The sequence below is a fragment of the Methylophilaceae bacterium genome (assembly GCA_018398995.1).
Taxonomy (GTDB): Bacteria; Pseudomonadota; Gammaproteobacteria; order Burkholderiales; family Methylophilaceae.
On the sequence record CP073759.1, the window covers coordinates 1,512,094 to 1,527,333 of the forward strand.

Consider the following 15,240-nt stretch of genomic DNA (forward strand, 5'->3'; position numbering starts at 1 on the left):
GCGTTTTAGTCATATTGTGTAGCGATGGTAGCAAAACATACGCGCAAGCTTAGCCGCCCAAAAAAACCAGCAGAATTTTTTGTGTTGGTTTTAGAGCGAGATATTGCCTTTGCGCATAGCCTTAAAATCAATTTAGAAAAGCGCTTACCAATGAGTGTGGTGATAGTTCACTCTCAAAGTGCCGCGCGATTATTGCTAAAAAGAAATCCACATAAATTCTTTTTGAGTATCAGTAGCGTGAGTGCAGATCTTAGGCAAATTGATTTGCTTCAATCATTTCATCTTCCTGTCATTGCTATCATTGATCAATTTGAAGATGCTTTGCGTGATGCGTTAATAAAAAAGAATGTATTGGATTATGTGATTAAAACAACCAGTACAGATACTGCTTATATTTGTGATTTAGTTACCCGTGTCTTTAAAAATAAAGCCATTAAAGTATTGGTGGTTGATGATTCTAAAGTCTCACAGTTTGTCATTGCTAGAGAGCTTGCCCTACAAAAATTTCAAGTATTGCAAGTGAATAACGTCTCAGAAGCCGATGACGTGTTAGAAAAAAACCCAGATATCAAACTGATATTGGTTGATTATGATATGCAATTAATTGATGGTATTACCTTTGCCAAAAGAATGAGAGCGCATTACCCAAAAGATAGAATGCTCATTATTGGCATGTCTTCATCAAGCGATGATAGATTAGCAGTAAAGTTTCTTAAAGCAGGTGCGAATGATTTTATTCATAAGCCATTTAATTATGAAATGTTGCTCTGTCGAATTAATCAACATTTAGATATGTTAGATGCTGTAGAGTATGCAAAACAATTATCTAATATCGATTACCTAAGCAATGTGTTTAACCGGCGCTACTTTTTTGAGCGCGGCAATCAAATTGTGAGCGGGCTAAAAAAAGAGGATGTGCTCACAGTGATGATGATTGATATAGATCACTTTAAGATAATTAATGATGTTTATGGGCACGATGTTGGTGATGAGGTAATTAAAAATATAGCGAACGCGCTTCAGCAACACTTTTCTGAAGATGTGGTCGCCAGAATGGGTGGTGAAGAATTTGCTGTATTAACTACCAACTCACAATATTTGCACAGTTTTGAGCGCATTCACTTCTTTAGAGAAAAAATTGCAAAACAACGCTTAAATATCAAAGGACACATGATTCAATATACCTGTAGCATTGGAGTCAGTAGTCATATTGGAAAAAACATAGATGAGATGTTGGTAAAAGCAGATAGGCTGCTATATTTGGCTAAGCAAGGTGGGCGTAACCGTGTAGAAGGGCAACCTTTAGGCGAGATGACTAAAAACAAGACTAACGATGTTGAATAGGCAGTGATAGGCGGGCTTCTAAGCCCACATCTTCGCGATTAATTAATTGTAGTTTACCTTGATGCAACTTGGCAATCCGATTGCAGATTGCCAAGCCTAGGCCGCTACCCCCCTCATTTTTTGTGCGCGCACTATCTAAACGCTCAAATGGTCGAAGTAAGCGTTCGGCTTGCTCGGCAGGAATGCCCGGGCCACGATCTAATACGCTAATGATGATTTCTTGTGCGGTAATGCGACTTTCTACAATAACCTCACCTTTTGAATAGGCGTAGGCATTGCCAACTAAATTGTCTAGTAGTCGTTGCATTGCCAGCGGACGTAATGGAATAAAGTAAGTCGGACTTAACCTTACTTCTAATTTTCGCCCGGCGCGCGCTTGACGATCAGCTAATGATCTTAATAATACGTTGATATCCATCATTTTGGTTGACTCGCCTTCAACGCCGCGCACAAAATCTAAAAATTGATGAATGATATTATCCATGTCTGCAATATCTTCAATCATGCCTTCTTTCATTTGTGACGACTCACTATCAGGTAACAGCTCTACAGCAAGCCGTAAACGTGCTAATGGTGTGCGGATATCGTGAGATACACCAGCCAGCAGTAGTGTCCGCTCACTATCAAGTCTGACCAAAGCATCTGCCATTTCGTTGAAGGTTTGATTAACTTCGCGCAACTCATCCAAGCTATCTTCAGGTAGTTTGGGAGCGGGTTCTCCATTACGTAATTTATCGGCAGCGTAGGCTAATAAATTAAGTGGGCGGTTAATGCGGGCAGCAGTAATGTAAGCACCCGCAAGTGATAAAAGACCAATTAATGCAGCCCAGCCAAGCCAATGCAAAGGGAAGGGCCTATCAACTTGAATCTTAGGAATAACAACCCAAAAATCATCTAATTCAACATTGAAGCTAATCCATAAACCTGGAATGCCATAATGATTGATGGTGATGATGGTTTCTTCGCCTAAGCGCTCACGAATTTTTCTTGCAATTAGCGCTACAAATGGGTCTTCTGGCAAGGGCTCAATTTGCTCCATGAAATCGGCCGCATAAACGCGTACACCTTCACGACCGGATAATTCAGAAAGCAAAGCACCTCTTCTGTTTTCATGAGATGCAATTAATGAAGCGCGGGTGTAATTAACAATAGTAACTGCTTGTAATGCCGCCATTTCAGCGCGTGGTTCGCGATCAAAATAATCAAATATTTTTAGCGAGCCATAAATACTAATAGCCAATAAAATAGCAATAAGCAACATGAGCCTTGCTAAAATTGTACGCGGGAGTAGTCTCAATTTGCTGGATTGTTTTTAGCGCATTTAGCAATGCGCATTAAACAATTAGTGATTAGATTCGCCATCAGGAATAAATACATAGCCGAAACCCCACATGGTTTTTAAGAAGCGAGGTTGCGCTGGATTGGGTTCTATTAAACGGCGTAACCGAGAGACCTGCACATCGATACTACGATCAAAAACATCTAACTCTCTGCCGCGCGCCAGTTGCATAAGGCGATCACGCGATAATGGCTGTCTTGGATGCTCTGTAAATACTTTTAGTAGTGCAAACTCGCCACTAGTAATCGTAATATTCTCACCACTTTTTGTTAAGCTGCGATTTGCAGCATCAAAAATAAATTCACCAAAGTTAAACGTATCTTGATTCGCTACTTGCTTAGCATTTGGGCTGAGCTCATGACGACGCATGACCGCATTGATACGTGCTAATAGTTCTCGCGGATTGAACGGTTTTGGTAAATAATCATCCGCACCCATTTCTAACCCAATAATGCGATCTACTTCATCACCACGTGCCGTTAGCATAATAATGGGCGTAATAATGTTGTTGCCGCGCAAGCGACGGCAGATGGCTAAACCATCCTCGCCAGGCAACATTAAATCCAATACAAAGAGGTCAAACTGTTCTGTTTCTAAAACAGTATCCATTTCTTTAGAGTCAGAGACTGCTTTAATATCAAAACCTTGCTCAGTTAAGTAGCGTTGTAATAATTCACGCATACGCAAATCATCATCTACCATTAATATTCTTTTGTTATCAGCCATGTTAATTGCTCTTTATAAATTAGGTTACTTTCGTATCGTCGTATGACAATGAATTAGTATAGGTCTTCGTGATACATAAATCTAGAATTAGGCGAACTTTTATTCAAAAAGTTAGCTCTAAGTCAGAAGTGAAAATACTGCATAATTGGTTACAATTTTTTACAATTCCATGTGTAGATGAAACATTCCACTTACAAAGTTGATTCATTATACTCCTCCGCTCTTGCTGAGAGAGTTGATTTGTTTTGGAGTTAAAACAATTAATATGCTGACAAATAAAGTATTTTTATGGTCACAAACTCTAGTGCTACTCATGTCTAGCGCTGCTTTTGTTTTTCCTTCAATTGCCGGAACAATTGCCTCTCTAGAGTCAGGTAACTCAAGTGAACCATCAACAGCAGATGAGCTCGATGAAGTGAATGATGGATTGCAAAAAACACTTGAGTATAATTTTAGCCCTGTTGATCGTGCGCTTCTGCGCAAAGCACTCACAGATTATGCTAGAAATAATGATCCTGAGCATATTAAAATCAAACGCCAACGCCAATTAATGCGAGACAGTCTTAGAGAGCGATTTGCCCAGTGTAATAAAGATTTAGATGATTCATTAGATCGACAAGAAGTCACCGAATGTTTACCACAAATTGCACGCCACTTTAATGCTGTCGATATTGATGAAAATAATGTTATTACTTTTGATGAGCTAGAATTAGCACAAGCAAAATGGAGAGAGCGCCACAAAGCGGCTGAAGCAAAATTAGAGTTGCAACGTATTAAAGAAGCAGAAGCCGAAATTAAAAGCAAGGCAGCACAGCCAAAAGAGAGCAAGCAAGCAGCCACAGCAGGGCAACACCCAAGTTAGTCATCAACCATCATTTCTTTGCTCATTCACACTTTATTTTTCTCAAACAAACTACCTTGATTTTTGACTCATATGCGCTAAAGTTGTCGCATGGATGATGTTTCGCAAGTTGTGATTCAAATAATAGGTTCTATTCAAGAAGTAGATGCCCAGCAATGGGATGCGCTGGCGACCGATATGCCGTTGCTGAAGCATGCATTTTTAGCTGCATTAGAGGCATCAGGTTCTGTCGGTGAGGGTACCGGATGGACCCCTAGCATCATCGTCATGCAAGAGCGCAATGTGTTAATCGGCGCCATACCACTTTATATCAAAAGTCACTCTTATGGTGAGTATGTATTTGATTGGGCTTGGGCCGACGCGTATGCACAAAATGGCTTGCGCTACTATCCAAAGTTACTTGCAGCCATTCCATTTTCGCCCATTACCAGCTCGCGCTTACTGGCAAATAACCCTCAAGCAAAACAATTGTTGATTGAAGCGCTAGAAACAGTGATGCAACAGCATCAGCTCTCAAGTGCACATGTGTTATTCCCAGATGAGGTGGATGCGAGTTTGCTGGAGAATGCTGGCTGGATGAAGCGCATGGGTGTGCAATTTAGATGGCAAAACGAGGGCTATCAACACTTTGAAGATTTTTTGCAAAACCTAAGCCATAACAAACGCAAAAGGATTCATCAAGAACGCAAAAAAGTGGCACAAGCCGGTGTTAGCTGTCAGTTGATTAAAGGTGCAGATACAACCGAAGCGGATTGGGATTTTTTTTATGAATGTTATTGCATCACCTATGAGCAGCATCGCTCTACACCCTATCTCACCCGCGCTTTTTTTGATGAAATTAGTCGCAACATGCCGCAATCTATTTTGTTGATGATAGCAACGGTGGCTGGCGAAAGAGTCGCTAGTACGCTCAATTTTTATAGCAATGATACGTTATATGGTCGTTATTGGGGCGCTACGCAATTTATCTCGGGTTTACACTTTGAGCTTTGTTATTATCAAGCACAACAATTTTGTATTGCCGAGAATATTCAATATTTTGAAGGTGGGGCACAAGGAGAGCATAAGCTAGCACGTGGCTTTAAGCCGCGCCCCACTTGCTCTTTTCACAAAATTGCCCATCCTGATTTTGAGCATGCCATTAAAGATTTTTTAGATAGAGAGGCAAGTGGTGTCGCTGCCTATACGACAGAGCTTGAGGCGCGAGCGCCATTTAAATTAGATTGATGCTCTGGATGATGAAGATGATTAAAAAAGCCATTATGAAGAAACCTATATCATGCCTATCGATGTTTAAAGCGCTGACATACATCAATAAAATAAATAGGCAAAACGGCATTACGTAAAATCATTAGTGATTTTTACGTGACACACGCAGGCGATTAATGAAACATGTCGATATGATTGTAGTCATAGAAACACATCAGCAATGATGTAGGTTTGAATTAAAAAACTTAACGATTTAATACATGGAGAAATATTATGTGGACAACACCAGCAGCTACTGAAATGCGTTTTGGCTTTGAAGTAACAATGTACGTAATGAACAAATAAGCTTTCATGCTTATACAAACCCCAGCTAAATGCTGGGGTTTTTTGTGCGCGCTAATAATGATATGTCTGTGTTAAAGTCACATTTTTTGCATGAAAGTATCTTGTGACAAAACTGGCAGTAAAAGCAGCAATATTTGATATGGATGGCCTATTAATCGATTCAGAGCGCATCATTATGCAAGCCTGTATTCAAGCTGCCAAAGACATTGGCATCACCTATAGTCAAGCTGAGTTTGTCGAACTGATTGGCCGGTCATCAAAAGACGCCAGTCGCATCATGGCAGAACAGTTAAACGGTACGGAAAACGTAGCTAAAATGGGGCAGGGAGTAGAAGCAATATTAAAAGCCCGCAATCATGTGTTTCCGCTCAAGTCTGGCGTTGTGGAGTTATTGCAATATTATCAAGCAAACAAGGTCGTTTGTAGCGTCGCCTCATCTTCTCCTATCGCACATATTGAGCATCGTTTAAGTTGTGTTGGTGTGCTTCAATATTTTAGTAGCATTACTAGCGGTCAAGAAGTTACTAATGGTAAGCCTAGCCCTGATATTTATTTGCTCGCCATTGAAAGATTGGGCGTGGCAATAGATGAGTGTGTTGCGTTTGAAGACAGCGAGCCTGGTGCCAGAGCTGCGATTGCAGCAGGTCTAAAAGTGGTTGTTGTGCCAGATTTAAAAGACCCAAGTGAATTTGTGCTAGAAAATAGTCATCAAGTAATGGGGAGTTTAGACGCGTATTTGGCACAATTCGCTGAGTGTACGCTTTGATTATTCATGGCAATGAATCCTATTGATGACCTACTTTATATGCTGACCTATCCCTCTCTAACCGCCAATGAACAGCTGGCGCTGCCGGCATTAGTAGCTGAACCAAAAGTAATGCAGCGCAAGTTTCATGATAGTACGCATCAGCTTTGGCATTGTGAAACGAAGGATGGTGCGATGGTGTTAAAGGTATGTGATCATCACGCAATTGCACAATCAGGTTTTTGGCAAATACTGAATTTATTATTCGAGGCAGATTTCCCGAATAATTTACAGCAGGCGGATAAAACGTATTCATATTTAGCAAAAAAGGGCACGTTACGCGTTCCAGAATTGATTGCATCCCAAGCAAACACATTTGTAATGACACGATTTTTGGCTGGCTTTGATGTCAATAAAAGCCAAGCTAGCAATCAAATGGTGATACAGCTTGCTAATCATGTGAGCCAATTGCATGGGTGCCAATATACAACCTGGGGCCATGTTCAAAAACCAGCACTTAGCGCGCTAGATTGGTCTTCACGCTTGCAGCAAGTATTGTTAACGCACCAACAAAAAAATGCATTTGCAATATCAGCCAAGCATCTTAACGACATCATTGATCAAGCTAGCATGATAAAAGAAACCACTTTTGTGCCGATTATGCTTGATTTGCGGTGGGATCAGTTGAGAAGTTTAGACCAGGACCATACATTGGCTTTAATTGATTTGGATGCCTTTGTGATTGGGCCGCCTAGTTTAGAGCTGGTATTGCTTGAATATGTATTAACAGCGCAACAGTTCGCTTTGTTTAAAGCGACCTATACAGAAAAAAATGATTGGCCAGAATATACCCAACAAAAAGCTTGTTATCAATTGCTACTGTTTTTGATGCAAGTATTGGGTGAAACCAAATTATCAAGCTGGATGAATCAACTAGCGTAGCAGTTAAAAAGTGGCGGACTGTTTTTGATGTAACTTTAGCCAGTTGAGATAGCCGGCAATAGCAAGTATCGTGTTAATTACAAATAAAACGGCAGTAGCGTAATAGTTTGTTTGAATATAAAGCACCACTGCCGCAGCATCAATTACTACCCAATACAACCAATTTTGCAAAATCTTTCTCGCCATGAGCCACGTATTCATCACCGCAAATACTGTGGTATAGGCATCCAACATAGGGCTTTGCGATTGCTGCGTTAACGCAAGGTAATAAGTTGCTAAAGCGCTAATAGCCACACCAATCATCACAAACAGCAGATGTTTAGAGTAGGGCCAACTGGTAATCATTAGATTCTCATCGGCTTTACCATGTTGTTGCCACAAACAAAAACCATATATGGCCATGCCAATATAATAAAAATTAAGCAACGCCTGCATAGGAAGCTGCCCCTCCCAAAATAGTACGGTATAAATTACCGTGCTAATAAAGGCAAACAACCAACACCATTGAGACTCTTTTGCCGCCAATAAAATATAAGCCACACCCATTAAAGCGGCGGTCACTTCCCAGCCAGATAATTGGCTAAAAGCAGTCATGAAACTACTGAGCGTTATATTTTCCATTGTCGGTAGTTTGGCTTAATGGTCAAACATCCACAACATCTGCACGATCAGTACCAATAAACTTGATGGCAAACACACTATGTGGCAACACGGCAAAAACAGCTTCCATTTCCGCATCAAGACAATCCATCACCTCACGATACTCACCAAACACTTGCGTGCTAAGACTATTGCGCTTAACCACCAATTTGGCATTGGTTTCTAATTTAGCGATAAACGCCAAGATAGGTTTTTCATAACCTTCGGTTAATGGGTAAAGACTAATATCGACTGAAATACGCATATTGTTTTCCTTTATTTAATAATCATACGTCACTGTCATGCCAGCAACACGTGGCTCTGCGAGTTGTACATAGGTCTCATTGATATAGTCTTTTGCTGGATTATTACCAAAGAAAAAACCACGAGTAGCATAGTCTTTATCAAATAAGTTCCGCGCCCAAACGCTCACTTTCCAATGTTTGCTATGACGATAATCTGCACTAGCATTCACAACAGCAAAAGCGTTAGACTCAGCATTATGGCTATCAGAGAAGTAAAAATCATCCTTACCTTCTACGTTAGCACGAATTGTCCATGCGCTAGTTGGATATAGCTCTGTACCTAAACTAAACGTATAGTTTGGTGCATGTGCAACTTGTCGACCATCAAAGTTAATGCCCTGTACCGCATGCTCATCAAATGTTGCATCCAGTAAACCCAACGCACCCAGTATGCGTACTTTATCAGTCACAAACCAATCAAGGCTGGCTTCAATGCCTTTATGTGTAGCGGTTGATGCATTACCGATAAAATCAACAAAAGTACCTACCCCCACTGGAACAGAGTTTTTGACTTGCGCATTCCGTCTGTCAGTATAAAACAGAGCGAAGTTAGTAATTAGACGACCATCTATCCAACTTGATTTGGCACCAGCTTCCAAGCTAATGTTATATTCAGTATCAAACACACGCTGACTGGCAGCCAATGCACGATCGTTATTGACGCCACCAGACTTATAGCCACGAGATAAATTGGTATAAAACAAATGGTTTTTATTTGCCTGATAATTTAAACCAACTTTCCCACCAAAAAGTGTTTCATTGGTCTTAATCCCCAAGGCGGTTGAATCGTCGTAAATTGCCGAAAAATATTCAACTCTTGCGCCTGTAACGAGTGTGAGTTTGTCAGTCAAATGTGAATCGAGCTGGCCATAAATCGCCGTATTTTCAGTATCATAATCACCTTTTAATGGTGCTGGAATAAAATCAGAATTGACTAAAAAAGCTTCATCTTGGTTTAGGTGAAAAAAACCAACAGTCCAATCAGTCGAGTCATTGAAAATACGCCCTGCTTTATCAGATAATGCACGTAACTCAAAAGAATAGTTGTCTCTCTCACGGTCAAAACGCTCAGTGGCTGAATATGGAAACAGGCTCGGATCAAACTGGCCTGTAAACCCCCAGTCAGCATCATAAGCATAAACAATATCGGATTTTAGATAGGTGGCTTCAGATTGAATAATCACGGCATCAGAAGCTTGCCAATTAGCTGTCACACCAAATGCATTCGTTCTTTGTTTGTCTTGACCAGGCTGATCAGAGAGACTATTACGACTATTGTCTAAAGTAAATGCATCATAACCATTATCTATATCCAAGTGCATATAAGTAAAATCGAATGTTAAGTCTTCAGTAGCCAATAGCTTAAACTTGCTACGAAAGGTCAATTCATCTTGATTCTGCGTATTGTTACGGCCTAAAAAATCGTTATTCATATAGCCATCAGATTTGTGGCTATACAATGAAGCGCGGCCTAGTAATTGATCTTCAACAATCGTACCGCCAGCGGCAATACCAAAGTTGCGCGTATTGTATTCGGCTAAGCCTGTTTCAACACGCATATCAAATGCTTCAGTAGGCGCTTTACTGCGCATATTAATGGTACCAGCTAAAGCATTAGTACCAAATTTAGTACCTTGTGGACCTCGCAGAACTTCAATTGAATCAATATCAAACAAAGTTGCAGCACCACCCGTTCTGCTAAAATCAATACCATCAATCACTAAACCAACCGATGGATTCAGTGGCGCGCTAAACTGGCTACGCTCGCCAATACCGCGAATCTGAACAAACTGACCACGAGAAGCACCGCTAGAAATGTTCACATTTGGCGCAAGATTTAACACCTCTTCCAAGTGTTGCGCACCACGCGACTCTATCGATTCTGCATCAATTTCTGTCAAACTAACAGCCGTCTCTGCCGCCGTGCTAGGCCTAAAATCAGCACTCACAATCACATCAGCGATCTTAATGTCGATACCCTCTGCGGCAAGTGCAGGAGTTGCAAATAAAAGACCAATTAACGACAAACTTTTGGTAATCGGTTTCAAGATTATCCTTTCTATAACAATCATAAAAAGGACAGGAGAGATAAGTATTAATGAAGTTGCATCAAAATAACAACCAAAAAAATTTGCTTTTGAAATATGCTCTGCCTGTCCCTACGCCAGTATTAACTGGATCAGGTTCATTGGGTCCCTCTAAAAAAGAGATCTCAGGCAGTAAAGCCACCCCAAGGCGATTTGATTTTGCAATCAAGCAAGTATTATACGGTGATTTCCTAGATTAACCTAGTGAGGTTCTGCATACACTCATTGAAAATATGCTATGAAAAACGCCCCAATCTCTCGAAAGGGGCGTCTTTATTTGGTGGTGAAAGAGGGACTTGAACCCTCGACCCCAGGATTATGAATTGCTTAGTTAAGACAAGAATGCTTGTTAAATATAGCTTACAGCGTGATATAAAATTATGTGTAATAAAATGTGTAACAAAGTGGGGTGGCTAATTATTAACTTCTCTATCTTTTACCCATTGCTCAATAGTGCTTAAACGCCACACACTAGTTCTTTCTGCTAACTTAATTTGTTGAGGGAATTTACCTAACTGTATTAGTTTGTAAATATTGCTTCTACTAATGCCTAACATCACAGCTAACTCTTTAATTCTAATATATCTATCAAGTGTCATCGTATATTCTTTCAAAAAACACACAATTTACTATCAATAATCTCTAATTATTAGTAATTATTCAGTTTAGCTAACACTTGATTATTTTGACTGATATTTGCTAAAGCTTTCTGCTTTTTCTGCCTATCGCGTTCAGTTTTTAACTGTATTGATGCACGTTCTTTTTGTTGTTTGAGTGTGTTGATTTTTGACTGCTGTGGAGTAAGCGGTTTGATTGGTTTTATGGTGGTTATTTCTTGTATGCGCATGTAGTTATTTAGTATTAATCTTTGAATTACTTGTCAAACTATAAGTGACATCGTAAAATTATTTTTTAATTAATTACATAAATAGAAATTTGCTTATATGAAGCTTATCAAAATAATACTAGTTAGCCTTTTACTAATAGCTAATCACACGGCATCTGCGGAAACCAATCAAAGTAATTTTGGAGGATTTTATGTGGGCGCTGGTGTTGGCGCAGTTAGTGCAGATAGTAAATACGCTGAAATTTTGAATGGGGAGAAGAGTGGTTATACGTCAAAAATTAAAGCTGAAGGTATCAAAGCAGGAGGATTTGTTGGATTCAATTATGTAACTACAAAGAATATTTTGTTAGGCATTGAAGCAACTTATAGTTTTTATGGGGCTAATGGCGAAGATTTTGAGAAATTGAATGGTATTGTTAACACTGATTATAGTGTTGAGACAAACATAGAACAAAGTGCAGAACTAAAAGCACGATTAGGGTATATATTTAATAACAATCAAACATTAGGCTTCCTAACAGCTGGCTACGTAGCAGGTAAAATAGAAACCAAAAACATGACTGTTGATAGTGCCTTTGATCCAAGTGGATCTAATTCACAATGGCAGGATGGATATTTATTGGGTGTTGGTATTGAACATTTTTTGACTCAAAATATAACTGCTAGAGTTGAGTATAATTATGTTGATTTTAGAACAGAAACATACAGAGAAACAATCTACAATAGTAATTTTCGCAACAACATCGACATGCACTCAACTCAAATAAGTGTGATGTATCATTTTTAAGCTTAAATCTTTAGTCTAATTTAACTAAGATTTAAGCGCAAATTAACTTAAAGACACCTGCACATTAGTAGTTGTTTTTATCGTCTTTGTCACTTCTAATTTAACTTTACATTGATACGTATTCATAGCTGTAACTCCTCAGTCTAAAACTAAACGTTACAGTCTTGTGTGCATTTTTCCTACCTTTAATGCCTCTATTAATCGTCGCCAAACCTCAGCTTAACCTTTTAGTTTAACTTCAGTAGCAAACAATTCCTACCTCAATATACCTGCCATCAGCTAGTGCAACTGGCGCAAAAAACCAATTAATTATTTCCTTTGTTTTTTCTGCATAAATAAAAATATGCAAAATAACAAGACTGAAAAATTAACTAACACTTGGCTTAAAAATAATGGCATTACAGAGAAGCAATTTAATAAGGCAGAAATATGGCAACTACAAGCACAAAAGACAGCACACAATTTACTTAAAAACAAAGCAAACTTATTAACAGACGAACAAATACAAAAACTAATGACATTCTGTCAGCTAATGTTTAATAGCAAGCAGCGACAAGGCATTACAAAACGAATGACATATGAAGTGATGAATATAGGCGCAAAGATTAGGCGACAAGGATTTAAGGCTAACAAAAGCAGATAAGCTACTGCTTGAACAAAGTGCAAAAACGCGAGGTGGAATATAACGGCTAATGCCCTCGCACTCGTTATTCGCTGCTGTAGATGATGAATAACAAATGAGTAAGTGCCGCAAGTTTACTTGCCAAGCAAATCAATGCTAAAGCGAGTTGTAAGTTTTAATACGATTGTCTTACGTAAAAACTATCTACAGTTGTATAGCTACACTGAACCAGTTATACAAAGCAACGACGTGTTCTTATTTTTAAACAATAAGACATAGCCGTTGCTTGCTTCCAAAACCAGTCAATTCAAAAAACAAAACTTAAAAAAATGCTGAACAAAAGCGATAGCTTTTGTGAAAGCAAGCAAGCGTTAGCTTGCTGCTTAAATAATTTTAAATTGGAAGCAACCCTTAAAGTTAAATAAGAATGAAGATTACTAGAACAAAGTAAGCAATCACAAAAAATATAAATGGCGCTGAGGAAAGTGTTGTATTTGAATTTTGATTTTTCTGTTCAATTTCTCCAGCATGTTTTAGTGCTTCATCAATTGTATTAAACAATTGATTGTTACAAATAACTTTGCCTAATGCCTCATTTTTTTCAATACCATACTTTTTAGTCAAAAAAATCTTAAAAGAATCGCTATTTAAATCATAACTGTCCTCTTGCCAATTGCTTGACGAAGCTGTGGTTGGCTTAAGAAGTATTGCAGAAACAAGAATAAGACCAAAATCAATTATTGTTTGTAACATCAAGCCAACAAATGCCTTTTCTCTCACATCTTTAAAAATAGCCAGAGTATTGTATTGATTCATTTCATTGTAAGCTGCCCATCCAACTAAAATATAAATTGCCCATATAACACCAACAACCATACCAATAATTGCAAAAATTCTTTTAGTTTCCATTTGTGTCCCTCCCTTATTAATATTTCATTTCAAGCATACTATCAAATTTAAACACTAAACCAAAGCTAATACATAATATCTTTGTTTTCAAGTCTTATATCAAGCTAAATAGTTGATTATTGGTATAAAAATGCAATTACTAAACACTTGGCAAAAACTGGTAGGAATTATAAACATAAGAAATTATGCTGCAGTTATTGATAAACATTGGTTTAAGAGGCGGAAAATGAAACAAGCACGAGTATTAAACGAAAAGGAATTAAACGCATTATTTAGATATGTAGCCACACGCAAATACGCAGCACGCGATAGAGCTATTTTGGCATGCACATATTTTGGTGGCATGCGTATTGGTGAGGTTGCAGCTTTACGCATAAAAGACATCTTAGCTGCAGATGGCACAATTAAACTTGAGATTAACTTAACAGCTGAACAGACAAAAGGCAAATACGGTAGGACTGTAGTATTAGCAGAAAAGCTACGTAAAGAGCTGATGGATTACTTACTGACGCGCTTTAGTAAAGCTGAGCTGATTGCAATTACTTACAGCGATTTAGCCAACAAAGCATTATTTACTACTCAGAAAAACGATAACGGGTTTACTGCAAACACACTGACTTACACAATACACATGCTATATAAAGACGCTGGCTTTTTGGATGGTGCAAGTAGCCATAGTGGTAGACGTAGTTTTTTAACACATTTATCCACTAAGTCAGTGCCGCTTAAAGTGCTGATGGAGCTTGCGGGGCATAGACAAGCGCAAACGACAATGCGCTATATTAATGTGACGCAGGATATGAAACGTGCGGCTGTTGCTTTGTTGTAACAATCTAATCATGCAAGAAATAAATTTTACTATTTGTATTTGTCAACCTTTGCTTTGTTGGATTTTTTAATAGCATTTACATAAGCATTGCACCTATCTTTTCCCCTTAAATACCTAACTCCACCACCCTCTTCAGGTATATCTATTCTAACAACTGTAACAGTACCTGCAACCACTTCTTCATCTGTGGCTGTATATGGTTTATGCAGTGCTAACAATAACTCAATAGTTTTGCTAGGCCCTTCATTTTTTTCGCATTCGTTTGTAATGTTATTGGGAGCATACCAATCCATATCTAAAAGTTGTGAGGCATTATTTGAAGATGAATTATTGGCTGATTTTGAAGGCGTATTAACGTCTTTTTTGTCATTACTGCAAGAATGCCAATCTTTCTCATATTCAGCTTGCCCCTCTTTTCCATAGCACCATCCAGCAGCAGTAATTTTTTCGAACATAGAGTCACGCTCTCTGCATGCTTGGATAGTATTAGAATCATCGCCACTACCACCCCTGCACCTATCTTGCAATTGCCTATATTCTCCAATCATAGCTCTAACATCAATCCTATCATCAGACTTTTCTGCTTGGTTTTGTTCTGCCTTTTTTCCACATCCTATTATTAGCAAAGAAAAAAATATCCAAATTAGATTCAAATAATATTGTTTTTTTAACAATTTCAATCTCCTTGTAAAAATCACAGCAT

At 38.7% G+C, this 15,240-nt stretch carries 18 protein-coding genes and 1 riboswitch; of the genes, 9 read left to right on the top strand and 9 right to left on the bottom strand.

What is annotated here, in order from left to right:
- Nucleotides 1-24: 24 nt before the first annotated feature.
- Nucleotides 25-1,344: a diguanylate cyclase gene (locus KFB94_07730; GenBank protein ID QVL45150.1), complete on the top strand. Its 1,320-nt coding sequence runs from the start codon at nucleotides 25-27 to the stop codon at nucleotides 1,342-1,344.
- Here KFB94_07730 and KFB94_07735 read toward each other — a convergent pair.
- The gene (locus KFB94_07735; protein QVL45151.1) at nucleotides 1,328-2,605 is read right to left on the bottom strand and encodes a HAMP domain-containing protein; all 1,278 of its coding nucleotides are present in this window, start codon (nucleotides 2,603-2,605) and stop codon (nucleotides 1,328-1,330) included. The two genes, KFB94_07730 and KFB94_07735, sit on opposite strands and share 17 nt — an antisense overlap.
- Before the next feature lie 81 nt (nucleotides 2,606-2,686).
- Entirely contained in the window at nucleotides 2,687-3,409 is a 723-nt protein-coding gene (ompR, locus tag KFB94_07740) for a two-component system response regulator OmpR (GenBank protein ID QVL45152.1), read from the bottom strand.
- Between the two features lie 265 nt (nucleotides 3,410-3,674).
- On the opposite strand from ompR, the gene KFB94_07745 reads away from it, so the two are divergent.
- The 5 genes from KFB94_07745 to KFB94_07765 all read left to right on the top strand — a co-directional run bounded on the left by KFB94_07745 (nucleotide 3,675) and on the right by KFB94_07765 (nucleotide 7,512).
- Complete coding sequence (locus KFB94_07745; protein ID QVL45153.1) at nucleotides 3,675-4,271, top strand: hypothetical protein; 597 nt, start codon at nucleotides 3,675-3,677, stop codon at nucleotides 4,269-4,271.
- A gap of 90 nt (nucleotides 4,272-4,361) precedes the next feature.
- Nucleotides 4,362-5,498 carry an N-acetyltransferase gene (locus KFB94_07750; protein ID QVL45154.1) on the top strand — a complete coding sequence of 379 codons (1,137 nt, stop codon included), beginning with the start codon at nucleotides 4,362-4,364 and terminating at the stop codon, nucleotides 5,496-5,498.
- A 255-nt stretch (nucleotides 5,499-5,753) separates the two neighbouring features.
- Nucleotides 5,754-5,825 (top strand): pyrroloquinoline quinone precursor peptide PqqA, encoded by a 72-nt coding sequence (gene pqqA / locus KFB94_07755; GenBank protein QVL46626.1) that lies wholly within the window; start codon nucleotides 5,754-5,756, stop codon nucleotides 5,823-5,825.
- 139 nt (nucleotides 5,826-5,964) lie between these two features.
- Nucleotides 5,965-6,591: an HAD family phosphatase gene (locus KFB94_07760; GenBank protein QVL46627.1), complete on the top strand. Its 627-nt coding sequence runs from the start codon at nucleotides 5,965-5,967 to the stop codon at nucleotides 6,589-6,591.
- 39 nt (nucleotides 6,592-6,630) lie between these two features.
- Nucleotides 6,631-7,512 carry a hypothetical protein gene (locus tag KFB94_07765; protein QVL46628.1) on the top strand — a complete coding sequence of 294 codons (882 nt, stop codon included), beginning with the start codon at nucleotides 6,631-6,633 and terminating at the stop codon, nucleotides 7,510-7,512.
- A gap of 3 nt (nucleotides 7,513-7,515) precedes the next feature.
- On the opposite strand, the gene pnuC is transcribed toward KFB94_07765, so the two are convergent.
- The 5 genes from pnuC to KFB94_07790 all read right to left on the bottom strand — a co-directional run bounded on the left by pnuC (nucleotide 7,516) and on the right by KFB94_07790 (nucleotide 11,390).
- Nucleotides 7,516-8,133, bottom strand: coding sequence for a nicotinamide riboside transporter PnuC (pnuC, locus tag KFB94_07770; GenBank protein QVL45155.1), 618 nt, complete (start codon nucleotides 8,131-8,133; stop codon nucleotides 7,516-7,518).
- A 22-nt stretch (nucleotides 8,134-8,155) separates the two neighbouring features.
- Nucleotides 8,156-8,416, bottom strand: a complete 261-nt coding sequence (locus KFB94_07775) for a hypothetical protein (protein ID QVL45156.1) — start codon at nucleotides 8,414-8,416, stop codon at nucleotides 8,156-8,158.
- Between the two features lie 15 nt (nucleotides 8,417-8,431).
- A complete protein-coding gene (locus KFB94_07780; GenBank protein QVL45157.1) occupies nucleotides 8,432-10,504 on the bottom strand; it encodes a TonB-dependent receptor in 2,073 nt (690 codons plus the stop codon).
- 90 nt (nucleotides 10,505-10,594) lie between these two features.
- Nucleotides 10,595-10,699, bottom strand: a riboswitch (TPP riboswitch).
- Between the two features lie 257 nt (nucleotides 10,700-10,956).
- Nucleotides 10,957-11,142, bottom strand: coding sequence for an AlpA family phage regulatory protein (locus KFB94_07785; protein ID QVL45158.1), 186 nt, complete (start codon nucleotides 11,140-11,142; stop codon nucleotides 10,957-10,959).
- A 50-nt stretch (nucleotides 11,143-11,192) separates the two neighbouring features.
- Entirely contained in the window at nucleotides 11,193-11,390 is a 198-nt protein-coding gene (locus KFB94_07790; protein QVL45159.1) for a hypothetical protein, read from the bottom strand.
- Between the two features lie 97 nt (nucleotides 11,391-11,487).
- Between KFB94_07790 and KFB94_07795 the strand changes: the two genes are divergently transcribed.
- On the top strand, nucleotides 11,488-12,177 hold the full coding sequence (locus tag KFB94_07795) for a porin family protein (GenBank protein ID QVL45160.1): 690 nt from the start codon (nucleotides 11,488-11,490) through the stop codon (nucleotides 12,175-12,177).
- A gap of 343 nt (nucleotides 12,178-12,520) precedes the next feature.
- Nucleotides 12,521-12,820, top strand: coding sequence for a hypothetical protein (locus KFB94_07800; protein ID QVL45161.1), 300 nt, complete (start codon nucleotides 12,521-12,523; stop codon nucleotides 12,818-12,820).
- A 396-nt stretch (nucleotides 12,821-13,216) separates the two neighbouring features.
- Here the strand turns inward: KFB94_07800 and KFB94_07805 are convergent, their stop codons facing one another.
- Nucleotides 13,217-13,708, bottom strand: a complete 492-nt coding sequence (locus tag KFB94_07805; protein QVL45162.1) for a hypothetical protein — start codon at nucleotides 13,706-13,708, stop codon at nucleotides 13,217-13,219.
- A 226-nt stretch (nucleotides 13,709-13,934) separates the two neighbouring features.
- On the opposite strand from KFB94_07805, the gene KFB94_07810 reads away from it, so the two are divergent.
- Nucleotides 13,935-14,537, top strand: coding sequence for a site-specific integrase (locus tag KFB94_07810; GenBank protein ID QVL45163.1), 603 nt, complete (start codon nucleotides 13,935-13,937; stop codon nucleotides 14,535-14,537).
- A gap of 29 nt (nucleotides 14,538-14,566) precedes the next feature.
- Here the strand turns inward: KFB94_07810 and KFB94_07815 are convergent, their stop codons facing one another.
- Nucleotides 14,567-15,211, bottom strand: a complete 645-nt coding sequence (locus KFB94_07815; GenBank protein ID QVL45164.1) for a hypothetical protein — start codon at nucleotides 15,209-15,211, stop codon at nucleotides 14,567-14,569.
- Nucleotides 15,212-15,240: the final 29 nt, after the last annotated feature.

Coding starts and splice junctions, on each gene's coding strand:
- KFB94_07790 (QVL45159.1), bottom strand. CDS start 11,390: ATGCGCATACAAGAAATAACCACCATAAAACCAATCAAACCGCTTACT.
- KFB94_07805 (QVL45162.1), bottom strand. CDS start 13,708: ATGGAAACTAAAAGAATTTTTGCAATTATTGGTATGGTTGTTGGTGTT.
- KFB94_07765 (QVL46628.1), top strand. CDS start 6,631: ATGCTGACCTATCCCTCTCTAACCGCCAATGAACAGCTGGCGCTGCCG.
- KFB94_07745 (QVL45153.1), top strand. CDS start 3,675: ATGCTGACAAATAAAGTATTTTTATGGTCACAAACTCTAGTGCTACTC.
- ompR (QVL45152.1), bottom strand. CDS start 3,409: ATGGCTGATAACAAAAGAATATTAATGGTAGATGATGATTTGCGTATG.
- KFB94_07775 (QVL45156.1), bottom strand. CDS start 8,416: ATGCGTATTTCAGTCGATATTAGTCTTTACCCATTAACCGAAGGTTAT.
- KFB94_07785 (QVL45158.1), bottom strand. CDS start 11,142: ATGACACTTGATAGATATATTAGAATTAAAGAGTTAGCTGTGATGTTA.
- KFB94_07760 (QVL46627.1), top strand. CDS start 5,965: ATGGATGGCCTATTAATCGATTCAGAGCGCATCATTATGCAAGCCTGT.
- KFB94_07800 (QVL45161.1), top strand. CDS start 12,521: ATGCAAAATAACAAGACTGAAAAATTAACTAACACTTGGCTTAAAAAT.
- KFB94_07730 (QVL45150.1), top strand. CDS start 25: ATGGTAGCAAAACATACGCGCAAGCTTAGCCGCCCAAAAAAACCAGCA.
- KFB94_07750 (QVL45154.1), top strand. CDS start 4,362: ATGGATGATGTTTCGCAAGTTGTGATTCAAATAATAGGTTCTATTCAA.
- KFB94_07735 (QVL45151.1), bottom strand. CDS start 2,605: ATGTTGCTTATTGCTATTTTATTGGCTATTAGTATTTATGGCTCGCTA.
- KFB94_07810 (QVL45163.1), top strand. CDS start 13,935: ATGAAACAAGCACGAGTATTAAACGAAAAGGAATTAAACGCATTATTT.
- pnuC (QVL45155.1), bottom strand. CDS start 8,133: ATGGAAAATATAACGCTCAGTAGTTTCATGACTGCTTTTAGCCAATTA.
- KFB94_07795 (QVL45160.1), top strand. CDS start 11,488: ATGAAGCTTATCAAAATAATACTAGTTAGCCTTTTACTAATAGCTAAT.